Annotated in this window: 15 protein-coding genes and 1 tRNA gene; 7 read left to right on the forward strand and 9 right to left on the reverse strand. The window is 48.2% G+C overall.

All coding sequences use genetic code 11. From position 1 onward, the window contains the following. The first annotated feature begins 15 nt into the window (after nt 1-15). Nucleotides 16-957 (forward strand): DMT family transporter, encoded by a 942-nt coding sequence (locus ABJO30_12530; protein MEP3233644.1) that lies wholly within the window; start codon nt 16-18, stop codon nt 955-957. A 2-nt stretch (nt 958-959) separates the two neighbouring features. Here the strand turns inward: ABJO30_12530 and ABJO30_12535 are convergent, their stop codons facing one another. Beyond that, a complete protein-coding gene (locus tag ABJO30_12535; GenBank protein MEP3233645.1) occupies nt 960-1,919 on the reverse strand; it encodes a LysR substrate-binding domain-containing protein in 960 nt (319 codons plus the stop codon). 250 nt (nt 1,920-2,169) lie between these two features. Between ABJO30_12535 and ABJO30_12540 the strand changes: the two genes are divergently transcribed. Then, a complete protein-coding gene (locus ABJO30_12540; GenBank protein MEP3233646.1) occupies nt 2,170-2,640 on the forward strand; it encodes a hypothetical protein in 471 nt (156 codons plus the stop codon). A 55-nt stretch (nt 2,641-2,695) separates the two neighbouring features. Here ABJO30_12540 and ABJO30_12545 read toward each other — a convergent pair whose 3' ends face one another. Further along, a complete protein-coding gene (locus ABJO30_12545) occupies nt 2,696-3,445 on the reverse strand; it encodes a DUF937 domain-containing protein (protein MEP3233647.1) in 750 nt (249 codons plus the stop codon). Between the two features lie 141 nt (nt 3,446-3,586). Between ABJO30_12545 and ABJO30_12550 the strand changes: the two genes are divergently transcribed. Further along, a complete protein-coding gene (locus ABJO30_12550; protein MEP3233648.1) occupies nt 3,587-4,519 on the forward strand; it encodes an AEC family transporter in 933 nt (310 codons plus the stop codon). Between the two features lie 38 nt (nt 4,520-4,557). On the opposite strand, the gene ABJO30_12555 is transcribed toward ABJO30_12550, so the two are convergent. Further along, on the reverse strand, nt 4,558-5,931 hold the full coding sequence (locus ABJO30_12555) for a glutamate--cysteine ligase (protein ID MEP3233649.1): 1,374 nt from the start codon (nt 5,929-5,931) through the stop codon (nt 4,558-4,560). A gap of 127 nt (nt 5,932-6,058) precedes the next feature. Then, nucleotides 6,059-6,811 (reverse strand): 16S rRNA (uracil(1498)-N(3))-methyltransferase, encoded by a 753-nt coding sequence (locus tag ABJO30_12560; protein ID MEP3233650.1) that lies wholly within the window; start codon nt 6,809-6,811, stop codon nt 6,059-6,061. A 35-nt stretch (nt 6,812-6,846) separates the two neighbouring features. Between ABJO30_12560 and xseA the strand changes: the two genes are divergently transcribed. Then, nucleotides 6,847-8,424, forward strand: a complete 1,578-nt coding sequence (gene xseA / locus ABJO30_12565) for an exodeoxyribonuclease VII large subunit (GenBank protein ID MEP3233651.1) — start codon at nt 6,847-6,849, stop codon at nt 8,422-8,424. 26 nt (nt 8,425-8,450) lie between these two features. Here xseA and ABJO30_12570 read toward each other — a convergent pair. Together ABJO30_12570 and ABJO30_12575 are read right to left on the reverse strand one after the other, a co-directional pair. Beyond that, nucleotides 8,451-8,527: transfer RNA gene (locus tag ABJO30_12570), tRNA-His, on the reverse strand. Between the two features lie 143 nt (nt 8,528-8,670). Beyond that, on the reverse strand, nt 8,671-9,162 hold the full coding sequence (locus tag ABJO30_12575; protein ID MEP3233652.1) for a phasin family protein: 492 nt from the start codon (nt 9,160-9,162) through the stop codon (nt 8,671-8,673). Between the two features lie 309 nt (nt 9,163-9,471). Between ABJO30_12575 and ABJO30_12580 the strand changes: the two genes are divergently transcribed. After that, the gene (locus tag ABJO30_12580; GenBank protein MEP3233653.1) at nt 9,472-13,359 is read left to right on the forward strand and encodes a PAS domain-containing protein; all 3,888 of its coding nucleotides are present in this window, start codon (nt 9,472-9,474) and stop codon (nt 13,357-13,359) included. A gap of 83 nt (nt 13,360-13,442) precedes the next feature. On the opposite strand, the gene ABJO30_12585 is transcribed toward ABJO30_12580, so the two are convergent. Further along, nucleotides 13,443-13,673 carry a hypothetical protein gene (locus ABJO30_12585; GenBank protein ID MEP3233654.1) on the reverse strand — a complete coding sequence of 77 codons (231 nt, stop codon included), beginning with the start codon at nt 13,671-13,673 and terminating at the stop codon, nt 13,443-13,445. 257 nt (nt 13,674-13,930) lie between these two features. Here ABJO30_12585 and ABJO30_12590 point away from each other — a divergent pair, with 257 nt between their 5' ends. Next, a complete protein-coding gene (locus ABJO30_12590; GenBank protein MEP3233655.1) occupies nt 13,931-15,349 on the forward strand; it encodes a short-chain fatty acyl-CoA regulator family protein in 1,419 nt (472 codons plus the stop codon). A gap of 11 nt (nt 15,350-15,360) precedes the next feature. Here the strand turns inward: ABJO30_12590 and ABJO30_12595 are convergent, their stop codons facing one another. Together ABJO30_12595 and ABJO30_12600 are read right to left on the reverse strand one after the other, a co-directional pair. Beyond that, on the reverse strand, nt 15,361-16,089 hold the full coding sequence (locus tag ABJO30_12595; GenBank protein ID MEP3233656.1) for an aldolase: 729 nt from the start codon (nt 16,087-16,089) through the stop codon (nt 15,361-15,363). 492 nt (nt 16,090-16,581) lie between these two features. After that, nucleotides 16,582-18,375, reverse strand: a complete 1,794-nt coding sequence (locus ABJO30_12600) for an AsmA family protein (GenBank protein MEP3233657.1) — start codon at nt 18,373-18,375, stop codon at nt 16,582-16,584. A gap of 310 nt (nt 18,376-18,685) precedes the next feature. Here ABJO30_12600 and ABJO30_12605 point away from each other — a divergent pair, with 310 nt between their 5' ends. Beyond that, nucleotides 18,686-19,381, forward strand: a complete 696-nt coding sequence (locus tag ABJO30_12605) for a CoA transferase subunit A (protein MEP3233658.1) — start codon at nt 18,686-18,688, stop codon at nt 19,379-19,381. The last annotated feature ends 6 nt before the right edge of the window (nt 19,382-19,387 follow it).

Here is a 19,387-nt window from a genome sequence, read left to right on the forward strand (position 1 = left end):
GTGGTGCTTTGGTTCATGACGAACCGATCAAACGCCCCCTCTCCTCAATCGACAAGCTTCCGCTTTACTGGCTTCGACCTTAGCCTCTATGCAATCATTATCTTTGCGTGGAGCACCAGCTGGTATCCGCTCTCTTTGCAAGTCGGCGTGGTAGCACCTGAAGTATCGCTGACATGGCGGTTTGCTGGTGCCAGCATTTTGATGTTCTTGTTCTTGATCATCACAAAACGTCAAATACGCTTTTCCCTCGCCAATCATGCGCGTTTTGCTCTGCTTGGTATCTTGATCTTCTCGACAAATTTTTTGGTGTTTTATTACGCAGCCCTACAAGGCCTCGCGTCTGGATTGCTCTCGGTAATTTTTTCAACGGCATCCATTACCAGCCTGATTTTGAGTTCAATCTTATTCCGGCAACGACCAGATAATCGGGTGGCGCTCGGTGGTGTCATTGGTCTTTGTGGTATTGCTTTCGTGTTTTGGCCAGAAATTTCGGGCACCACGTTCAATCACAGCGCACTAATCGGCTTCCTATTGGGATTTTGCGGTGTGGTCTGTTTTTCACTCGGTGGCATTTGGTCCGCGAAAAATCAGGCGGCGGGCCTTCCCCTTGTTTCTATGAACGGATGGGGCATGTTTTATGGCACCTTATGGGTGGCTTTAATCTCAGTGGTCAGAGGTCAGCCCTTCATTATTGAAACCACGGCAATCTATCTTGGGTCACTGGTTTGGTTGACCGTGCTTTCAACGCTGCTTGCTTTCGCGGTTTATCTGACATTGCTAGGGCGAATAGGAGCAGCACGGGCGGGCTATGCGACGGTGATATTCCCAATTTTCGCCCTGCTGATTTCAACCGTGACAGAAGGTTATCAATGGACAGCGCTCTCGCTTGTTGGATTAGCCCTCGTCTTGGTTGGAAATTATTTCGTCTTAAGCCGTAGCAAAGCCAGCAAGCAGTAAACCTACCAACCTGCCATGATGTGTCCCGGCCTTAACCGCTTGCCATTTTGACCTTGTATGGTGCGCACTAAAGACGGATCGCCCTGCATATCACTGAGAGGAGATGACAGGTTGCCGAGAGAATCGATCACATGATCCGCCAAGGCTTTCACCGTGTCGCTATAGGTATTACCAGCCCACACGAGTGCGATCTGACAGTTTTCCAATGGTGGAAATCCATCTTCCTCCTTCAACACACGCATACCGCTTCTAAGCGCTGATTCAGGCAGGACAGAAACAGCAAGGCCTGAGAGCACAGTTGCGGCAATCACAGTTGCAGACCAGCTTGAATATTTTAGACTATAACTCCGCCCCTGTTCGACCAATTTAGCCTCCGCCTGCTTTCGCCAAAGGCACGTCTCGCGGCCAAAGGCTGCAGGCAACACGTCTCGCTTGTGGGTGTCGTGATAGGCGGATGTGACCCATAAGAGCGGCTCTTCACGCACCACATGGGCGCTGCCTTTGCTGCTGTCGTGGGTAATCAAGGCAAGATCAAGCCTGCCGTTTTTGATGCCGTCCACGAGATAGGGTGAGGCTTCACAGGCAAATTCAATTTCAACCTTCGGGTTTGAATGGGCAAAACGCGCCAAAACTTCTGGCAGAAATCGATCAGCGAAATCATCCGGCATACCAAAACGAACAACACCTTCTAGCCGATTTTCATCGAAAGCTGCCAAAGTCTCAGAAGACAATTGAACCATCCGGCGGGCATAAACCAATAGCCGCTCACCATCACTACTTAACCGCGATTGCCTGCCATCACGCACAAAGAGAGACTTGCCGATACGCTCTTCTAATCGACGCATTTGCATTGAAACCGCAGACTGGGTTTTGAACACCGTATCAGCCGCTCGGGTGAAGGAGCCATTTTCCGCAATGGCCACGAAAGTCTTTAGTTGATCCAAATCAAGCGGTGTTGCCATGAGAGCCTCCAAAGGTGGTTCTCGCATATTCATCAATTATTGTGATGATATCAATCAAAAACATTCGTTTGATTGATCAAACGAATTCGATCATTCTCATCTTGTCTCTAACAGACATTAATCTCCCCTGTCGCCTTCGCACCATCCCCCCGCGGAGGCGGCTCCTTTATTGCGTCCATCGGTATGCTGTTTGCACACCCCCACCCGATTAGTGCCTGTTTTTGACAATATCTTAGAAAGGAGAACGACAATGACAAACTATCTCGAATTAAACACGCAAACACCGACAATGACACCATGTGGTGCTACACAGAAGCAGACGCTTCCCCTCGCGAAACACGCAGGCTTTACGAAGGCGATTACCGCCACTGTCGTCTCTTCTTTGAGTGCGGTGATGCGAATTGGTGGGCAGGCTTGGTCTGATTATTTTGCCCGTCGCAAAAGCTCCCAAGAAGTACGCAACATGCTCGAGCTTGATAATGCAATTTTGGATGACATGAGCTTGACCCGTGGTGATCTCCATTATGTGCTGAAAAGCCGCTCGCAGCTTTTGCCGACAACACGTTTGAAGCTCATCAGCGTTCAACGGCGCGCGGTCAATCGCAACGATCACATTCGGCGTGCTGAATATCTGCAATCAATCGTGCCAACCCCGTTTAATGGCGAGGCGAAACGGTCCTCATTGCCAAAAGCACAAGGCACCAGCGAACAGCTACACTAGATTGTAGGTTAAAACTTAAGCTCAGAATTTATCTCAATCAGGATGGGTTCTGGGCTTATCTTCGTTTCATGCCGTCCAAATATTGGCTAAAAATATCGTCGACATTTTTGCGGTAATCTTCTTGCACTTTTCTGCCAGTTTCAAACATCTCACCAAACATATCTTCACCGCGTTCTGGCGCACGATATTGCTCACGAGACGCACGTGGTTGGGCACTCATGCCGCCGCCTAGAAAATCTTCCAGCATATTGCCGAACGGGTTATTTCCCATTGGGTTTTGCTGTCTGCGTTGAGTTTGTTGCATACGGCCCATATTGCCGCCCATCATATTTTCCATGAAGCTACCAAGCAGCTCATCCATCATGCCGCCGCCTTGCGATGTACGGCCTTGCGTGCCTTTAAACAGGCCCCCCATAACCATGCTCGCCACCACTGGGAGCATCTTTTTCAAGATCGACGGACCAATGCCAGAGGCAAGAGCGACTTGGTCGGCAACGGCGCGACTTGTGTCTTTTGATCCAAACAAATGGCCTAGGATCGCATTTCCTTCGCCCATCGCTTCATCACGAAAGGCAGAAGCTGGGTCATCATGATATTGCTGATGGCGGCCAGAAGAGAGTGCCGACATGAAATTCATCAACGCCATTGGGTCAGAGGTGTTGCGCTTCAAACCATTGGAGAAGGCAGGCATCATCAATTCAAGCGCTTGCTCAGTTTGCTCCTGCGAAAGACCAAACTGCTTACCCAGCGTATCCATCGCACCGCCATCTTGAGCCTGCATCATCATCTCAAAAAGATTATTCAACGCTCTTCTCCCTATGAAATTCGGTTGGACTAAATAAAAGACTTACGAACGACGACCGTCAACTGTAAGTTTCAGATTAGCGGCTTGATTTATGATACCCAGCCTATCAAAATACCTCACGCTCCTCAGTCAGCTTGATCAATGACCACTGTTTTAAATCTCACCATTCCCTTTTTTGCTGTTATCGCACTTGGCGTAATCGCTGTTCGTTTGGGCATGATTGATGGCTCCGCCTCGCGCATCATCAATGTGTTCGTGTTCAACTTCACCATGCCCGCCTTGGTGATCAGCGGTCTTGCGCGGCAAGATTTTGGTGAGTTGATCGATATTCCTTTTTTGATCGCATGGTTTATCGCAACCACTATCGTCTTCATCATCGGCATGATCTTCAGCCGCGCTTTTTTCAATGGTCGTTTGAGAGAAATGGCACTCACGGGGCAAGCAGCTTCCATTGGCAATGTCGGCTTTTTGGGTTTTCCGCTCATGGCAGCGGCCTTTGGTGCAGATGGCGTGCGGGTTGCGGCAACCGCGTTGCTTATCGACCTTATCCTCTTTGTCCCTTTGAGTATCGCACTGCTTGAAGCCTCCAATGGTGGCTCTATCGGTAACTCACTCAAACGGGTCGTTAAAGCCAGTTTACTCAACCCCTTCATCTTCTCGATTTTTGGTGGGTTCATTCTGTCTGCAACAGGCATTGGACTACCTGGCCCTACCGAACGCTTCGTCGATTTTTTGGCCGGTGCCGCTGGTCCTGCAGCGCTTTTTGCGCTTGGAATTTCACTTGCCAGTCGCAAGTTTGAAGGGGATGGCGCTTCTATCGTTGTTATTTCCGTTCTAAAATTAATCGCACACCCGCTCATCGCCTATGTCGCGCTCACACTTTTTGGCGTGAGAGGTGAAACCTTGATGATTGGGGTGGTGGTTGCCTCCCTACCAGTAGCGGGCAATGTCTTTGTTATCGCTCAACAATACGAGGTTATGGTGCGTCGAATTTCATCGGTGGTGTTAATATCAACAATCATCGCCGTTGTAACAACGGCCTATGCACTCAACTGGGCAAATGTCGGCATATAACGTGCCGCCAATCAAGAAGCTACTCAGCAATAAACGCCCTAGAATGCGTATTCTTTGAAGATCGGCGCGAGGCTTTCATTCCATTCGCCATGATATTTCGCCAGCATCTTTTCTGCTTGCGTCTTACCACTTACGAGCGTTTCAAGAACGGGCTCTAAATATTGCGTCTCATCAAGACCTGTATCGCTGAGGCGTTCGCGCGATTTCAAACCTTCGCGCGACAAGCCAACAACTTCTTTCGCGATTTCATGAACCGTGCGGCCTTTGAGCGTTGCTTGCAGTCCTTCAATCGAAACTGCATCGCGCAATGCTTGCATCTCATCTGTCGTCCAATCAGATATCAGATCGTAGGCTGCATCGAGTGCTGTTTGATTGTAAAGCAATCCAACCCAGAAAGCTGGAAGTGCGCAAATACCACGCCACGGGCCACCATCTGCACCGCGCATTTCCAAGAAACGCTTCAAGCGGACTTCTGGGAAGATCGTCCCTAAATGGTTCACCCAGTCGCCCATCATTGGATAACCTTGTGGCACTGTATTTTTCAAAGCACCATCCATGAACTGGCGGAACGTCGTGCCTGTCACATCGTGATAGTCATCACCGCGCTTTAAGAAATACATCGGCACGTCGAGCGCATATCGCACGTAGGCATCAAAGCCGAAGCCTTTATCAAAAACGAAAGGCAGCATGCCTGCACGGTTGTTGTCCGTGTCTTTCCAAATTTCAGAACGCTCAGACAGACAGCCCGTTGGCTTGCCATCTAAGAACGGAGAATTTGCAAACAGAGCAGTCGCGATCGGCTGCAGGGCAATCGATACCTGCATCTTCTTGATCATGTCCGCTTCTGAGGAGAAATCGAGGTTCACTTGAATGGTGCACGTACGGTGCATCATATCGAGACCACGGGTACCAACCTTCGGCATATAGTTGCGCATAATATCATAGCGCGATTTCGGCATTTTCGGTGTTTCGTCAAACGACCAAATTGGTGATGAGCCGACACCGAGGAAATTGATATTGAGATCGTCCGCACATTTTCTAACGTGCATCAAATGCGTATGCGCTTCTTTGCATGTGTCGTGGATTGTCTCTAAAGGCGCACCAGATAATTCAAACTGCCCGCCTGGTTCAATAGAAATCGCACCGCCGCCGCTTTTTGCAGCAAGGCCAATGATGCGACCATCATCAACAATTGGTTCCCAATCAAGCAGCGCTTGCATGGATGTTAGAAGCGCCTCAATGCCATCTGGCCCCTCATAGGGGATAGGCTCATTGGTGTTGGGACGGAAGCCAAACTTCTCGTGCTCTGTGCCAATACGAAAATCAGCTTCTGGCTTGCAACCTTCTGCAATCCAGTTTGCGAGTTCTGCCACGCCCTCAATCGGCGTTTCATCAACTACATCGCGTGCCATCGCAAAACTCCAAATTCCTCAATGGTAGATAACGAGAAAGCTATCAGAATAATTTAATTCCAGACCGATAACCACAATTTGACGCAATTGGAAAGTGCAAACTGTTTAACTGATTGTTCAAAAAATCTTAGTTGCGCTTTGAAACCCAGTCACCAATGGCCGCCTGAACCACAGCAAGCGCTGCAACAGCGGCGGTATCTGCCCGCAATATGCGTGGGCCAAGGGGTATTGTTTTCACAAAATTTTGAGCTTTTAAAAGCGTGCGTTCATTGTCACTAAACCCGCCTTCAGGCCCAATCAACACACCAATATTGCTGCCTGCAACATCCTGCAGAAGCGTGATGGGGTTGTCGCCCTCTTCGCTTTCATCACAAAAAACCAGCGCATCATCGGCAGGCCAACCCTCAATCAAAGGCTGCAACTTGGTCGGTTCTTCAACAACAGGGATTGCTAAAATTCCACACTGTTCCGCCGCCTCAACAGCATTTGCTCGCATCCGTTCAAGGTTTAGGCGATTGACCTGTGTGTGATCTGTAAACACCGGACAAAGCCGCCCTGCCCCCATTTCAACAGCCTTTTGCACCATGTAATCGAGGCGGGCGTGTTTTAACGGCGCAAAGTAATAGCTGAGCTTAGATGCATCAGGCTGCGGACGGGTTTGCTCTTTGGTTTTTAGCACCGCCGCTTTTTTCGAAGCACCTTCAAGCACGGCTAGCCATTCGCCGTCTTTGCCGTTAAAGACCAGCAATTCTGCACCCACGCCCATGCGAAGCACATTGATGAGGTAATTTGATTGATTTTTATCAAGCACCACCTCACCACCATCCAGTAGTGGATGGTCGATATAGAGCCGTTGCATTTTGTAGTTATAGCGCGCCATACTGGCACCAATAACGCTGAATGACGAAAGACACAATGAGCGATAACGCCAATAGCAACGCGAGCGAATTTACCGTCTCGGAAATATCCCGCGCCGTAAAGAAAACGGTAGAGGATGCTTATGGCTATGTGCGCGTGCGTGGCGAAATTTCTGGCTTCAGCGGGCCAGTCCGTTCAGGTCATTCATATTTTGGCTTGAAAGATGAGAAGGCAAAAATTGATGCGATTGTCTGGAAAGGCGTTTACAACAAGCTGAAAGTGAAACCGGAAGAAGGTTTAGAGGTGATTGCAACAGGCAAACTCACCACTTATCCTGGTACATCGAAATATCAAATTATCATCGAATCATTAGAGCCTGCCGGTGTTGGCGCTTTGATGGCTTTGCTTGAGGAGCGCAAACGTAAGCTCACGGCAGAAGGATTGTTTGATCCCGCCCGCAAGCAGCTTCTTCCCTATCTGCCAAAAGTCATCGGCGTGATCACCTCGCCAACGGGCGCAGTCATCCGCGATATTATGCACCGCCTCGATGACCGCTTTCCAACCCACGTGCTTTTATGGCCAGCAAGGGTGCAGGGTGAAACATGCGGCAATGAAGTGGCAAATGCCATTCGTGGCTTTAACGCTTTTGATGGCTCCAACGGATTGGTAAAACCCGACCTCTTGATTGTTGCGCGTGGTGGCGGATCACTTGAAGACCTTTGGGGCTTTAATGATGAAGCGGTTGTTCGCGCTGCAGCTGAAAGCGATATTCCGCTGATTTCCGCTGTTGGCCACGAAACAGATTGGACACTGATTGACTATGCCAGCGATCAACGCGCACCAACACCAACGGGTGCTGCTGAAATGGCGGTTCCTGTGCGGGCTGACCTTTTGGCTGCGATCGATGATTTAGACAGACGCAACAAGGGTGCAGTTGGTCGCAACCTTGAAAACCAGAAGAACAATCTGCGCGGTCTTTCCCGTGCATTGCCTTCCCTGTCATCCTTGCTCGCCCTACCAAGGCAGCGGCTTGATGAAGCAACGGGCCGCCTACCCCGTTCAATAGATGGCACGATGCGGGATTATCGAAATCGGTTGAGCGCATCACAAGGACGGCTTTCCATCAACACGCTGGCGCAGTCGCTTGATATTGCGCGGCGGCGGCTCACGGAGCAAAGCGGCAAGGCAGCAGCGGCTCTTCGCCAGCGAGCAAACATCGGGCGCAACCAACTTACCTCTGCAAGTTCGCGCCTGACGCCGAATACACTGCTTCGCAAAGTTGAGACCCACCAAACACAACTCACCCAACTCCACGCCCGTGCTGATCGTGCGACAGTGACACTGCAAGACAGGCGCCGTGCATCCTTTGAGCGGGTCGCAGGGGTTTTGAAATTGGTATCTTATGAAAGTGTACTTGCCCGTGGCTTTGCTTTGGTGCGTGATGGCAACAACGAACCTGTTAGATCCGTTAAAGGCATTACGGCAGGTGCAGGCTATAGCGTGCAATTGGCAGATGGTCGCGCTGAGATGATTGGCGGCACTGCTTCACCTTCAACGCCGAGCGCACCACCAGCGAAACCAAAAGCTGCCAAGCCGAAAACAACGCCTAATGATAATCAGGGCAGTTTGTTTTAAACGGTTCAAAATTACGGAAAAGGGAATGGTACAGTCGGGTGGATTTGAACCACCGGCCTTCGGCGCCACAAGCCGACGCTCTAACCAACTGAGCTACGACTGCACATTTGCTCTTGGACTAAGCGCAATTGACTTCCATTTCAAGCACTTTTCTTTGGAAAATTCACAAAATCGTAGAACAGCCTTAAAAGAAAAGGCCCCGCTTATAAGCGAGGCCTTCATAAAACCGATTATTGCGTGAAGCAATTACGCAGGTTTGAATGCGTTCAATGATTTTTCGAACGCAGCTTGATAAGGTTGTGTTGCTTCTTGAGCAGCATTTGTTGTCATTTCCTGAAACGCTTGCGCCTGATCTTGGAAAACACCCATTTGCTTTTTAACGAAAGCTGCTTGCAATTCGAGTACATCCGTAAAGCTCTTCACAGACATCACTTCTTTAGCATGCTCAAGAGCCGCTTTTGAATTTGTCTCTGCAACGCTCATTGTTTTCTCATTGAGTTCAATCACGCTGTTGCGCGTTTTTTCAAAAGTTACTTCCAACGCATCTTTAGCTTCTTCAGAAGCAGATGTGAATTTGTCAAAAGCTTCTTTGCCTTTAGCAAGGCTCTCGTCTGCCATGCCTTGGAAAGCTGGGCCGAAAGAATCAAAAGACGGTGTTGGGAATGCAAACGCGTCTGTTGTTGCGCCTTTAGCTTCAGTTGCAGTTTTTGGAGCTGTCTTTGTTTTAGCGGTTGCCATGGTGTGTTCCTGTGCAAAAAAATGAATTAAGTGAAAACGTTGGGAGTGCGATGGGCCCTTAGAACCATCTTCTTATCCTCAATATAGTGCATTTATATTGCATTGCAACATTTATTTGTGCATTGCACAATTTTTATTACTACAGAGCTCCCTCACCGCCCCAAAGTTAACCAAATATGAACAGAATTGACTTGATTCACGCGCAAAAGCTGGACCAAATGCTCGCAGAAGGGCTATGAAAACTCTTAAAAATGGTCCCTTCACCACCTAAATAATTTTTCGGGTGGCTATGACAGCAAGGAATGCACAATGAGCACCCCTACCAAAACGTTCGGCATCGCTCTCACGAACCATAAAGTGTCAAAGGCATTGTTCAACGAAAACCCGGCATGGCTTTGGGCGCCTGAGGGTGATCGTCTTTTATGGGCAAATGAAGCGGGTTGCCGCTTTTTCGGTACCAAGTCGATCACTGACTTGCTTTCGCGTTCCTTCAGAAGAATTTCGCCTGCATCGATTGAAATCAATCGGTTGGGTAAAAGCAAAAACTTCAACAAGACCATCTCCCGCAAAATGAAATTTTTGCGTGGCATGAAGGCTGTTTCGGTTAAGGCAGAATTGACGCACTTAAAATTGAGCGACGGCACAACAGGCGTTTTGGTAGAAGTTGATGCACCAGAAAAGAAATTTGACGAGAACGATCACCAGAAAAACGCGCTTCGTTTCATCAAACTATTTTCACGCAGTGAACTCTCTGTCGCCTTGCTGTCTGAGGACGGCGGGCGTTTGCAAGAATCCAATGAATTTCGTGATGCAGATGTGAGCAAAAAGGTTCTGCGTAATTTAGCAAAAGCGTTAGAAGACCAAGATATCGCATCAATCTCACTAAACGACGGCGCGCAAGCAATTATCGGCTATGCACAGCGCAAAAAGAAAGGTGCCCTCACCTCAATCTTTGCAATCATCGAAGATGTTGTTGTTGAAGAGGAAACAATCGCCGCAACCGACGATGCTGTGATTGTAGAAGATATTGCTGAAATTCCAGAGCAAGAAGGACAGCTAGAGCACGTTAATGCGCTCGCTGACGAAGCAGAAACGACTGCGCCAGATGGCATTGAACTGGACGTCGACACTCAACCGGAAGACGACACGGGGTCGGAAGTCGATGACAATGATGACGCCACCCTTGGCATTGGCGCAGCTGCAGCAGGTATCGCGGCAGGTGCTGCGATTAGTGCAGGTGAAGTGCTGAACAACGATACTGATGTAAACGAAGATGAAGCATCAGACGAAACGCCAGTTGATACTGATGTCGAAGACGAAGTAACTGCCTCCACAACCATTGATGCTGAAGAGCAAGCGGCTGATCTCGTGGAAGACAACGCAGACACTTACGATACAGCAAGCACAGATGACAATGTGGACACGGGTGATCATTCAGAAAATGACGACACATCAACAAGCGAAAAGCCTACCCGCTTTTTGTTTGAGTTTGACCTCGACAGCAATTTAAAATCACTCTCGCCAGAATTTCACAAGGCCATGAGCACCGATGACGATGCCTTTGTCGGATCAAGTTGGGGCGAACTTTCGCAAACAATGAAGCTTGATGCCGACGGTAAAATTGCCCGCCATCTTAAAGGCCAAGCGATTTGGACTGAAACCAGTTACTGGCCACTAAATGAGGCTGGCGCTGACGAAGACGCCCCTAAACGCGTTCCAATCTCGCTCACCGCTATGCCTGTGTTTGATCGAAACAGATTATTCCAGGGCTTTAGAGGTTTTGGAACAATGGACTGGGAAAATGTCGCGGTTCACCCAGAGCTTGACGCGCTGGTAATCGTTGAAGAAACCGACGTGAGCGAAAACGCTGAAGATGAATGGGAAACCTTTGTCGCAACAACGCCATTGTCTGGCGATGATGAAGGCAACATTGACCGCAGCACTGGCCTCGGTGGTTCTGAAGATGCCAGTGAACAAGAACTTGACTGGGGGCAATCCTCTGATGATGACGAGGACGACGCTGAACGTTTTCGTGCAGAGCTTAATGATCAAGACGGCGATGACAACGTCCGCAATACCGTGGTTCATCTTACTGACCAACCCACAGCAAACGATGATGACAATATCATCCGATTGCATGGCAATGGCCGAGGCTTAAAAGACGTTAGTGAAGAGGATGCTCAAAACGGCAATTTGAGCAAACCAGAACAAAAAACATTCAAGCAAATCGCAGATGTTTTGAGTTCAGAAATCACACATAAAGACGACAAGAATTCTTCGGATAATGATGCTCCTTCAAGCGATGACAAGACTTTGCAAGACAGCATTGATTTGGCCGCTGCTAACGCCATTGAGGGATCGCCTAGAATTAAGACGAATAACAAATCCGTTGATGATCGCGCCGCTGAACTACTCAATAAGAAGACCGATACAGAAGACGCTAAAAGCGACAAGCCTGTTGGTAAGATTGCCAAAGGGCTGGGCGCTGGCGCCGCAGCAATTTTGGGCGTTAATAGCCTCAAGAAATCATCGGTTCAAAAAGACGATGTCGCAAACGATATGGAAAGCACCACCGAAGACGGTGAAGCAGATGAAGACCATATTTTTCAGCCAAAATCACCTTCAGTAGGCGATGCTACCGAGCAAAAAGTAGCGGCTGAGTCAGTTGATGATGAACCGCATGGAATTTTAAACCGATTGCCACTCGGCCTTATTGTCTCAAGACAACGCAATGTGCTTTTTGCCAATCAAGCTGTCCTAGATTTCCTAGGGTATAATTCTATCGACGAGTTAATCGAAAATGGCGGCGTCAACACGCTGTTCAAGCCTGAAATAACAGCAGAAACCAGTGATGAACTAGACATGTTCAAACGGCTTGTTGTGAAAGCAGATGAGCAAGAAGAACCAATGACACAAGTCGTTCGCGCCAAGATGGCCGACGGTTCAACCGCCAATGTCGATGTCCGCTTACAATCTGGCGACTGGCAGGGCGAACAAGCTTTGCTACTCACTTTATCGGCGCACCTTGAGCAATCAGATGAGGCCCAAAGCGAAGAAAGCAAAGTCTCCAAGCTCATTGGTCAATCCACCGATGTGATGGATATCGCATCCGATGGCATTATCATTGTCGATAATTCAGGCGATGTTATCCATGCCAATGCAAGCGCTGAAGCCTTGTTCGGCAGAGACCGCCGCGAAATGCGCAATTTGAGTTTCTCATCTCTCTTCGCCGAAGAAAGCCAGCGCTCAGTTAGCGACTATCTCGATGGTCTTTCAAGCAATGGTGTTGCCAGTGTTTTGAATGACGGACGCGAGGTGATTGGACGCGAAGCAAATGGTGGCTTGATGCCGTTGTTCATGACCATTGGTAAGTTGGACGATGAGAACAACAAAGAAAACAAAGGCTATTGCGCCGTGTTGCGTGATATCACCCAGTGGAAACGTGCTGAAGAAGAGCTGATTGAAAGCCGCCGTATCGCAGAAAATGCTAACGCGCAGAAATCAGATTTCCTTGCCAAAGTAAGCCACGAAATCCGCACGCCGCTAAATGCCATCATCGGCTTTTCTGAAGTTATGATGGAAGAGCGCTTTGGGGAGATGAATAACCCACGCTATTTAGGATATGCCCGCGATATTCATAATTCTGGCGAACACCTCATCAGTCTTGTGAATGATCTTTTGGATCTTTCCAAAATTGAAGCTGGCAAACTCGACCTCACCTTCGCCTCAGTGCAGCTTAATGAACTAATCCGTGAAGCTGTGGCGATTATGCAACCAGATGCAAACAAAGACCGCATTATCATTCGTACAAGTTTGGAAGATAGCCTGCCAAATGTGGTGGCAGATGCCCGTTCAATCAGGCAGATCGCGCTCAACCTTTTGTCGAACGCTGTGAAATTTACAAATTCTGGCGGGCAAGTCATCATTTCAACCGCATTAGAGGAAAATGGTGAAGTCAGCATACGGGTTCGTGACACGGGTATTGGCATGAGCGAAGCAGAATTAGAGATTGCCCTTGAACCTTTCCGCCAAGTCGGCACAGAAAGCCACGGAAAAGCAAATGGCACAGGCCTCGGTCTTCCACTGACCAAAGCATTGGTTGAAGCAAACCGCGCCAAATTCGTCATCAACTCGCGAGTTGATTATGGGACATTGATCCATGTGACATTCCCAAATGAACGGGTTTTGGCACAATAATTCGTCCCACTGTCATCTATATAAATCAAAAAGGCGGCTCACTTTGAGCCGCCTTTTTCTATAACTATGTGAGAGTCTTAAGCTTAGTTTTGCTTAATGATAGGCACAACTAGATCACCCCAATTGCTGTTGCTGCTGTGATGACGCGCTGTGCGTACTAGCTCAACTGAAACACCTGCTTCAACGGCACGAATTACAGATTGATTCAACCGGTGAATTTCATTAGCAAGTATCCGAATTGCAGTTGCCTGCTCATCATCTAAAAGCTCAACTTGCTCTTCTGTTCTTTCTTTAACTTTTGCTTTCGCTTGCATGATAGTGCTCCTTTGCTAGCATTTATCGGTCCGCCTGCTTGAACCATTGCTGAGTGCATGGCCTTAACTAAGCGATGTAAAGTTTTGTCAAAATTGACAATTCCTAACAACGACTATGCCAACGTAATTTACAAATTGAAATTTAAATCTGCTACGCATTGATATAAATGAAGTTTTTTTGTAAACTTCTTTTCATATCAGCAAATTGAGCTTGTAAACTTCACGACACACCGCAGCGATTACACAGAGGCAATGAGATGGCAGATCAGAAAATATTTGCAGGTCCCCGCATCAGGCGCGTACGCACCCAACTCAGCCTAACACAGGCTGCAATGGCAGAAGAACTTGGCATTTCGCCAAGCTATCTCAATCTTATTGAGCGCAACCAGCGCCCTTTAACAGTGCAACTGCTGCTCAAGCTCTCTTCTAAATATGAGATTGATCTCAAAGAATTGCAGGGTGACGAAAGTGGGCAGACCGCTGAAGCTTTAAAGGAAGTGTTCTCCGACCCGTTGCTTGTGACAGAAATTGTGTCTGATTCAGAACTTGTCGAAGCAGCAGACACATCTCCCAATTTGGTGTCCGGCCTCATTCAGCTTTATCGAACTTACAAAGAGACAACTGATAAATTATCGACCTTGTCGCATTTGATGTCTGACGAAGCCAAAGCGCAAGTCGTGACCCAAAGCCGCCTTCCGCTTGATGAGGTTCGTGATTTTTTGCAAGCAAGATCTTATTATTTTCCCGACATCGATGAGGCAGCTACCGCCCTTAGCCAAGAGCTTGGAAGTGGCGATGATATTCTAGCAAAGCTCAAGAACTTTCTTTTGGAAGAACGCCAAATCAGCGTCAAGATTTTGCCAGTTCATACCATGCCAGATCACTCGATCCGTTATGATCGACATTCGCAGCGCGTGTTCATTTCAGAACGCCTCACACCAGAAGAGCGTAACATTGCGCTTGCCAGTCAAATTGCGCTGTTAAACTATAAAGAGTTGATTGAGGAAACCGTCTCTGAAGCAGGTTTTGATAATGATGAAACAGCACGGTTTTTAACGCTGGAATGTGCGCATTATTTCGCCATTTCAATGCTCATGCCTTATGAGGCTTTCTATACTGCTGCTGCCCGTTCACGCCATGATATTGGCCTGCTTGCAAGACGGTTTCAGGTGCGCTGGCGTGATGTGGTGCGGCGTCTTACAAGCCTGCATCAACCAGGGCGCGCGGGCATTCCGTTTTTCATGATTGAGCTAGATCCCGTGGGCAATGTTTGCACATTCAGCCCGGGGGCAAACTTCACATTGCCGCGCGCTGGCAATCCTTGCTTGAAGCTCGTGCCACCGGGCGTAAACACCAATCATGGGCGTGTCGCAGTTGAAAGCCTTGCCCTTCCAGATGGGCCAGAATGGTTGATTGTTGCTCACTCAGAAAAGACCCGCGCTTTTGGCCACGGTGATAGACCACGCAGACGCACTTTCATTATTGGGTGCGATATTCTCCATGCCAAAGACTTGATTTATGGCGACGGATTTTTAGGTCGTGCCCCTTTGCAAATCGGTGTTACCTGTCGCCTTTGCGAGCAAGTAAATTGCAGAGACCGCGCCTTCCCACCTGTTATGCGACCAGGTAATATAGACCTCACATCAAGGACGTTCTCAGATTACGATTTTAGCTAGTAAGCCGCCTATCAATTTATTCCAACGACGCGCTTAAGGGCTGCAAAGTGCAAATCAGGCATGACGTCAAACTCTGCCTGATATTGTTTGGCGGTTTGTTCAGCGACCTCATTGGAGACGATGTTAAGCGCCATACCTGTTGATTGTGCCAGCACTTGTTGGCGACAAGCACGCTCTAAATAATAAAGATCATCGAATGCTTGTGCTGCTGTTGGTCCGCCGACCACGACCCCGTGATTGGCGAGAAATATAACGTCAGCGCCCGCATTGCTCTTAGCCTGCTGCGCAAGGCGTTCGCCTTCTTCTTCGCTTGCAGCTAAACCACCAAATTCGCCCTCATAACCGACACGGCCATAATAGCGACATGCAGTTTGATGGGCCATTTCAAGACGCCCGCCCTTTAGCATGGTGAGTGCTGTCGCATAAGGCATATGGGTGTGAAACAAGCACAAATGCCGCGAATTGGCACGGTGGCCTGCGATATGGATATTGCGGGCTGAAGCTTCGGCCTCTCCCTCGCCTTCCAATGTCTCGCCCTTTGCATTCATCAAGATTAGATTTTCAGGTCTAATCTCAGACCAATGCAATCCATAGGCGTTGATCAAGAACAGCTCTTCTTCCCCATCCTCATTGCCAGACACTTGATAAGAGAAATGATTGCAAATGCCTTCATGCAGATCGAAGTGCTCAGCCAATCGAAGGCTTGCGGCAAGGTCCTCACGTTCTTTCATAAATTGCATAGTTTCATTCGTCCCAATTGGTCAGCAATAAAGCGACCTTAGGAGGACTAATGACGGAAGAAAAGCGAAAACTGCGTCTATTCCTGACGATTTCCAGATGACGGAGTAAGAAGCAATATGACGAGCCAAATCGGGATAATTATGAAAGACCCCAAAATAATATTCGGTAACATCCACTCAAAAGCTTGCGTAAGCCAAGCGATGAACTCTGTTTTGGTGAAACCAAATTTATCCAGAAAACTCTCAATAGTGATGTTGAAATAGGACATCGACATCCCTGTGATTAGAGATGCTATTGCAACCTTCAAACTGAGAGAAAGCAATTGAACCAATTTACTAACACCATCATTTCGTTGACAAATTTCGTCAAACGACACTCTAACGCCACACGAATTACATCGATATGGCCCACACTACTGACGCTATTATAGTTTTATTTTGGTTGATGAAGTCTGAACGCCGCTATTTTTGGCGACATACACATTGGAAATCTTAAAGAGCCTTACCCGCGACACTTGTTACTTTCGGTTTAGACATCGTACCACCGAGGCTGAAAGGAATAGCTGGTAATGGCCCTTCGCTGCTGTCATCGTCGCTCTTTTTCTTCGCGACACCAAGCAGGGATAATCGGTTTTCAACTAGATCGATCACACCACTGCTCGAAAACTCATTCTGCTCAGTTTTCAAAACGAATTTGGTGATTTCCATATTTCCATCAGCACGAATAATTGCTTGAATTTCACCCGTCTCAAAGTCGGTTTGCTCATCCATCCCATTAACAGTGCCCGCTTCAAGGGCTGCTGGATCACTCATTTTATCAAGGGCAACTTCTTTCAACACCCCTTGTTTCAAGTGGGCAGCGGCTTCCACTTCGAACGAATTCACGACTTTCTCTTGGCTTTCGCCTTTTGCCCTCATTTGCAGTGTGAGGGATATATCGCCTTCAAAAGGCAATGGAACGGACGTTGGCTGGCTGATCGACGCGAAGCTGGTTTCTGAAAGGGTCAAATTAGCATCAAAGCCACTAACCTCTGCCTCTTTTGAAATGGTGAGTTCACCCCCCAGTTTGCCATTGATCAAATTATCAGCACCAGCAAGCTCCATCGCGCCAACATTCACGACTAGGTTATTGTCTTTCAAAAGCAAACCAACAGCCATATTGTTTGCATCCTGCATACCGATACGAGCGGTTTCAGCAGACAATCTGAGATCAACGACGGCGCCAGACTGGCTGGTTTTCAGCAAATCTTCCAAAAGATTATTGCCGCCTTGCCCGCCAATTCCAATTTCACCAAGAAGCAATTGGTCGAAGGCCAATGTTCCAGACAAGCCAACGGCACCCTCTGCCACTGATACCTTCAAGCGGCCATCAGCCTTACCATCACCAAGGCGAACAGATATTGGCCGAAACTCAAAGGCTCCATCAGTAAAGACACCGTCTCCTAAAATGCGCAATTGGTCTGCGGGAAGAGCATCAGCCCCTTTAACTCCGATCCATTCAACCAGCTTGCCAGCGGATGGAATATCAGCTTCCCAAATACCATCGCCTTGCAATTTTTCTTTCCAAACCACATCGCCATTAAAGCGTGCGACAACTGGAGCCGATTCAATCGTGAAGTCAGCTTTGGTCGTACCTCCTGCCATCATCACACCGGGATCGGCCATCGTTGCAGAAAACTCTGCTAATTCACCTCGCCAAATCATTGAACCATTAATTGCAAATTTTTGACTGCGCGGCGGACCAACAATAGTGGCATTGATACCCGTAAACGTCTCAGGTTTTTCCATCGTCTCGTCATCAACCGTCAATGTGCTGTCAGTAAATTTAATTGAACGCAAACGGGTAGGAAAGCGTAGCGCAGGCGCATTACTTGGCCCTTGCCTATCTTCGATAAACAAACGTGCCGTCGACCAGTTCGACTTGCCGTCCTGCTTGCGCACTAAAGACACATTTGCCCGTTCCAATACGATAAAACGCAGTGACGGGTTTCCCTCCCATAAGGACGTAACAGACAAGCGTCCGTTGGCGCGCTCAATCTCAATTAACGGAGCACTACCCTCTTCTGCTGCCGCTACTGCCAACGGCCCGAAGCTTACAGAAAGATAAGGAAGCAAACTGACCGAAGGACGGCCTGTGACGACAACTGTATGCCCGAATGCTTCGCTCAACTGTTTTGCAATCAAGGCGTTCAATCGCTCTTTAGGCACTAACAAAAAGCTCACTGCCAACACGATGAGCAGCAAGGCAATTAGACCCACAATTGAAACCAAAAAACGTCGTAGCAAAACAGCCACAATCCTTTGCAAATTTTCCTATTTAGCCATGCGCAATTAATTGCTTTTTGACAAGGTCACAGTGCCCTAAACAGCATTCATCCCATAGTTGAATGTCGCATCAATCAAATGTACCTCAATCGCATCAAAGCTCCATATCATTTTGCAAAATTACTGTGCGAAATTGTGTCGACGTGGCCTAAAATTGGTATATGTTGCACCACAGCATTAATTACCATCGCGGCATTGAGTTTAACTCAGCCGCATTTACACCCTTAGAAATACACACACCCTTAGAATCTTGAGGGAAATGGGAGATAATATGGGAAAAGTTTATCAGTCCGCAGATGAAGCGCTTGAAGGCGTTTTATTCGATGGGATGTTGATTGCCTCAGGCGGCTTTGGCCTTTGCGGTATTCCAGAAAATTTAATCGCCGGTATTAAAAAAGCCGGTACCAAGAATCTCACTATCGCCTCAAACAACGCAGGCGTTGATGGATTCGGTCTTGGTCTTCTGCTTGAGGATCGCCAAGTCGATAAGATGATCTCGTCTTATGTTGGTGAGAATGATCTATTCATGCAGCAATATCTTGCAGGCGATCTTGAAATTGAATTCAACCCACAAGGCACGCTTGCTGAACGCATGCGCGCAGGCGGCGCAGGCATTCCAGGTTTTTATACAAAGACAGGTGTTGGAACAGCGGTTGCAGAAGGCAAAGAGCACAAAGATTTCGACGGCAAAACTTACATCCTTGAGCACGGCATCAAGGCTGACATTGCTATCGTGAAAGCTTGGAAAGGCGACACACAGGGCAATCTTGTGTTCCGCAAAACAGCTCAAAACTTTAATCCGATGGCTGCCATGTGCGGCAAGATCACGATTGCGGAAGTGGAAGAACTGGTTGAGCCGCATGAGCTTGACGGGGATGCCATTGATACGCCGAGCGTTTTCGTTCAGCGCATCTTTAAAGGCGACCACGAAAAACGCATCGAACAACGCACAACACGCGCAGCTTAAGGAGAA

Source organism: Hyphomicrobiales bacterium (assembly GCA_039973685.1).
Taxonomy (GTDB): domain Bacteria; phylum Pseudomonadota; class Alphaproteobacteria; order Rhizobiales; family JACESI01; genus JACESI01.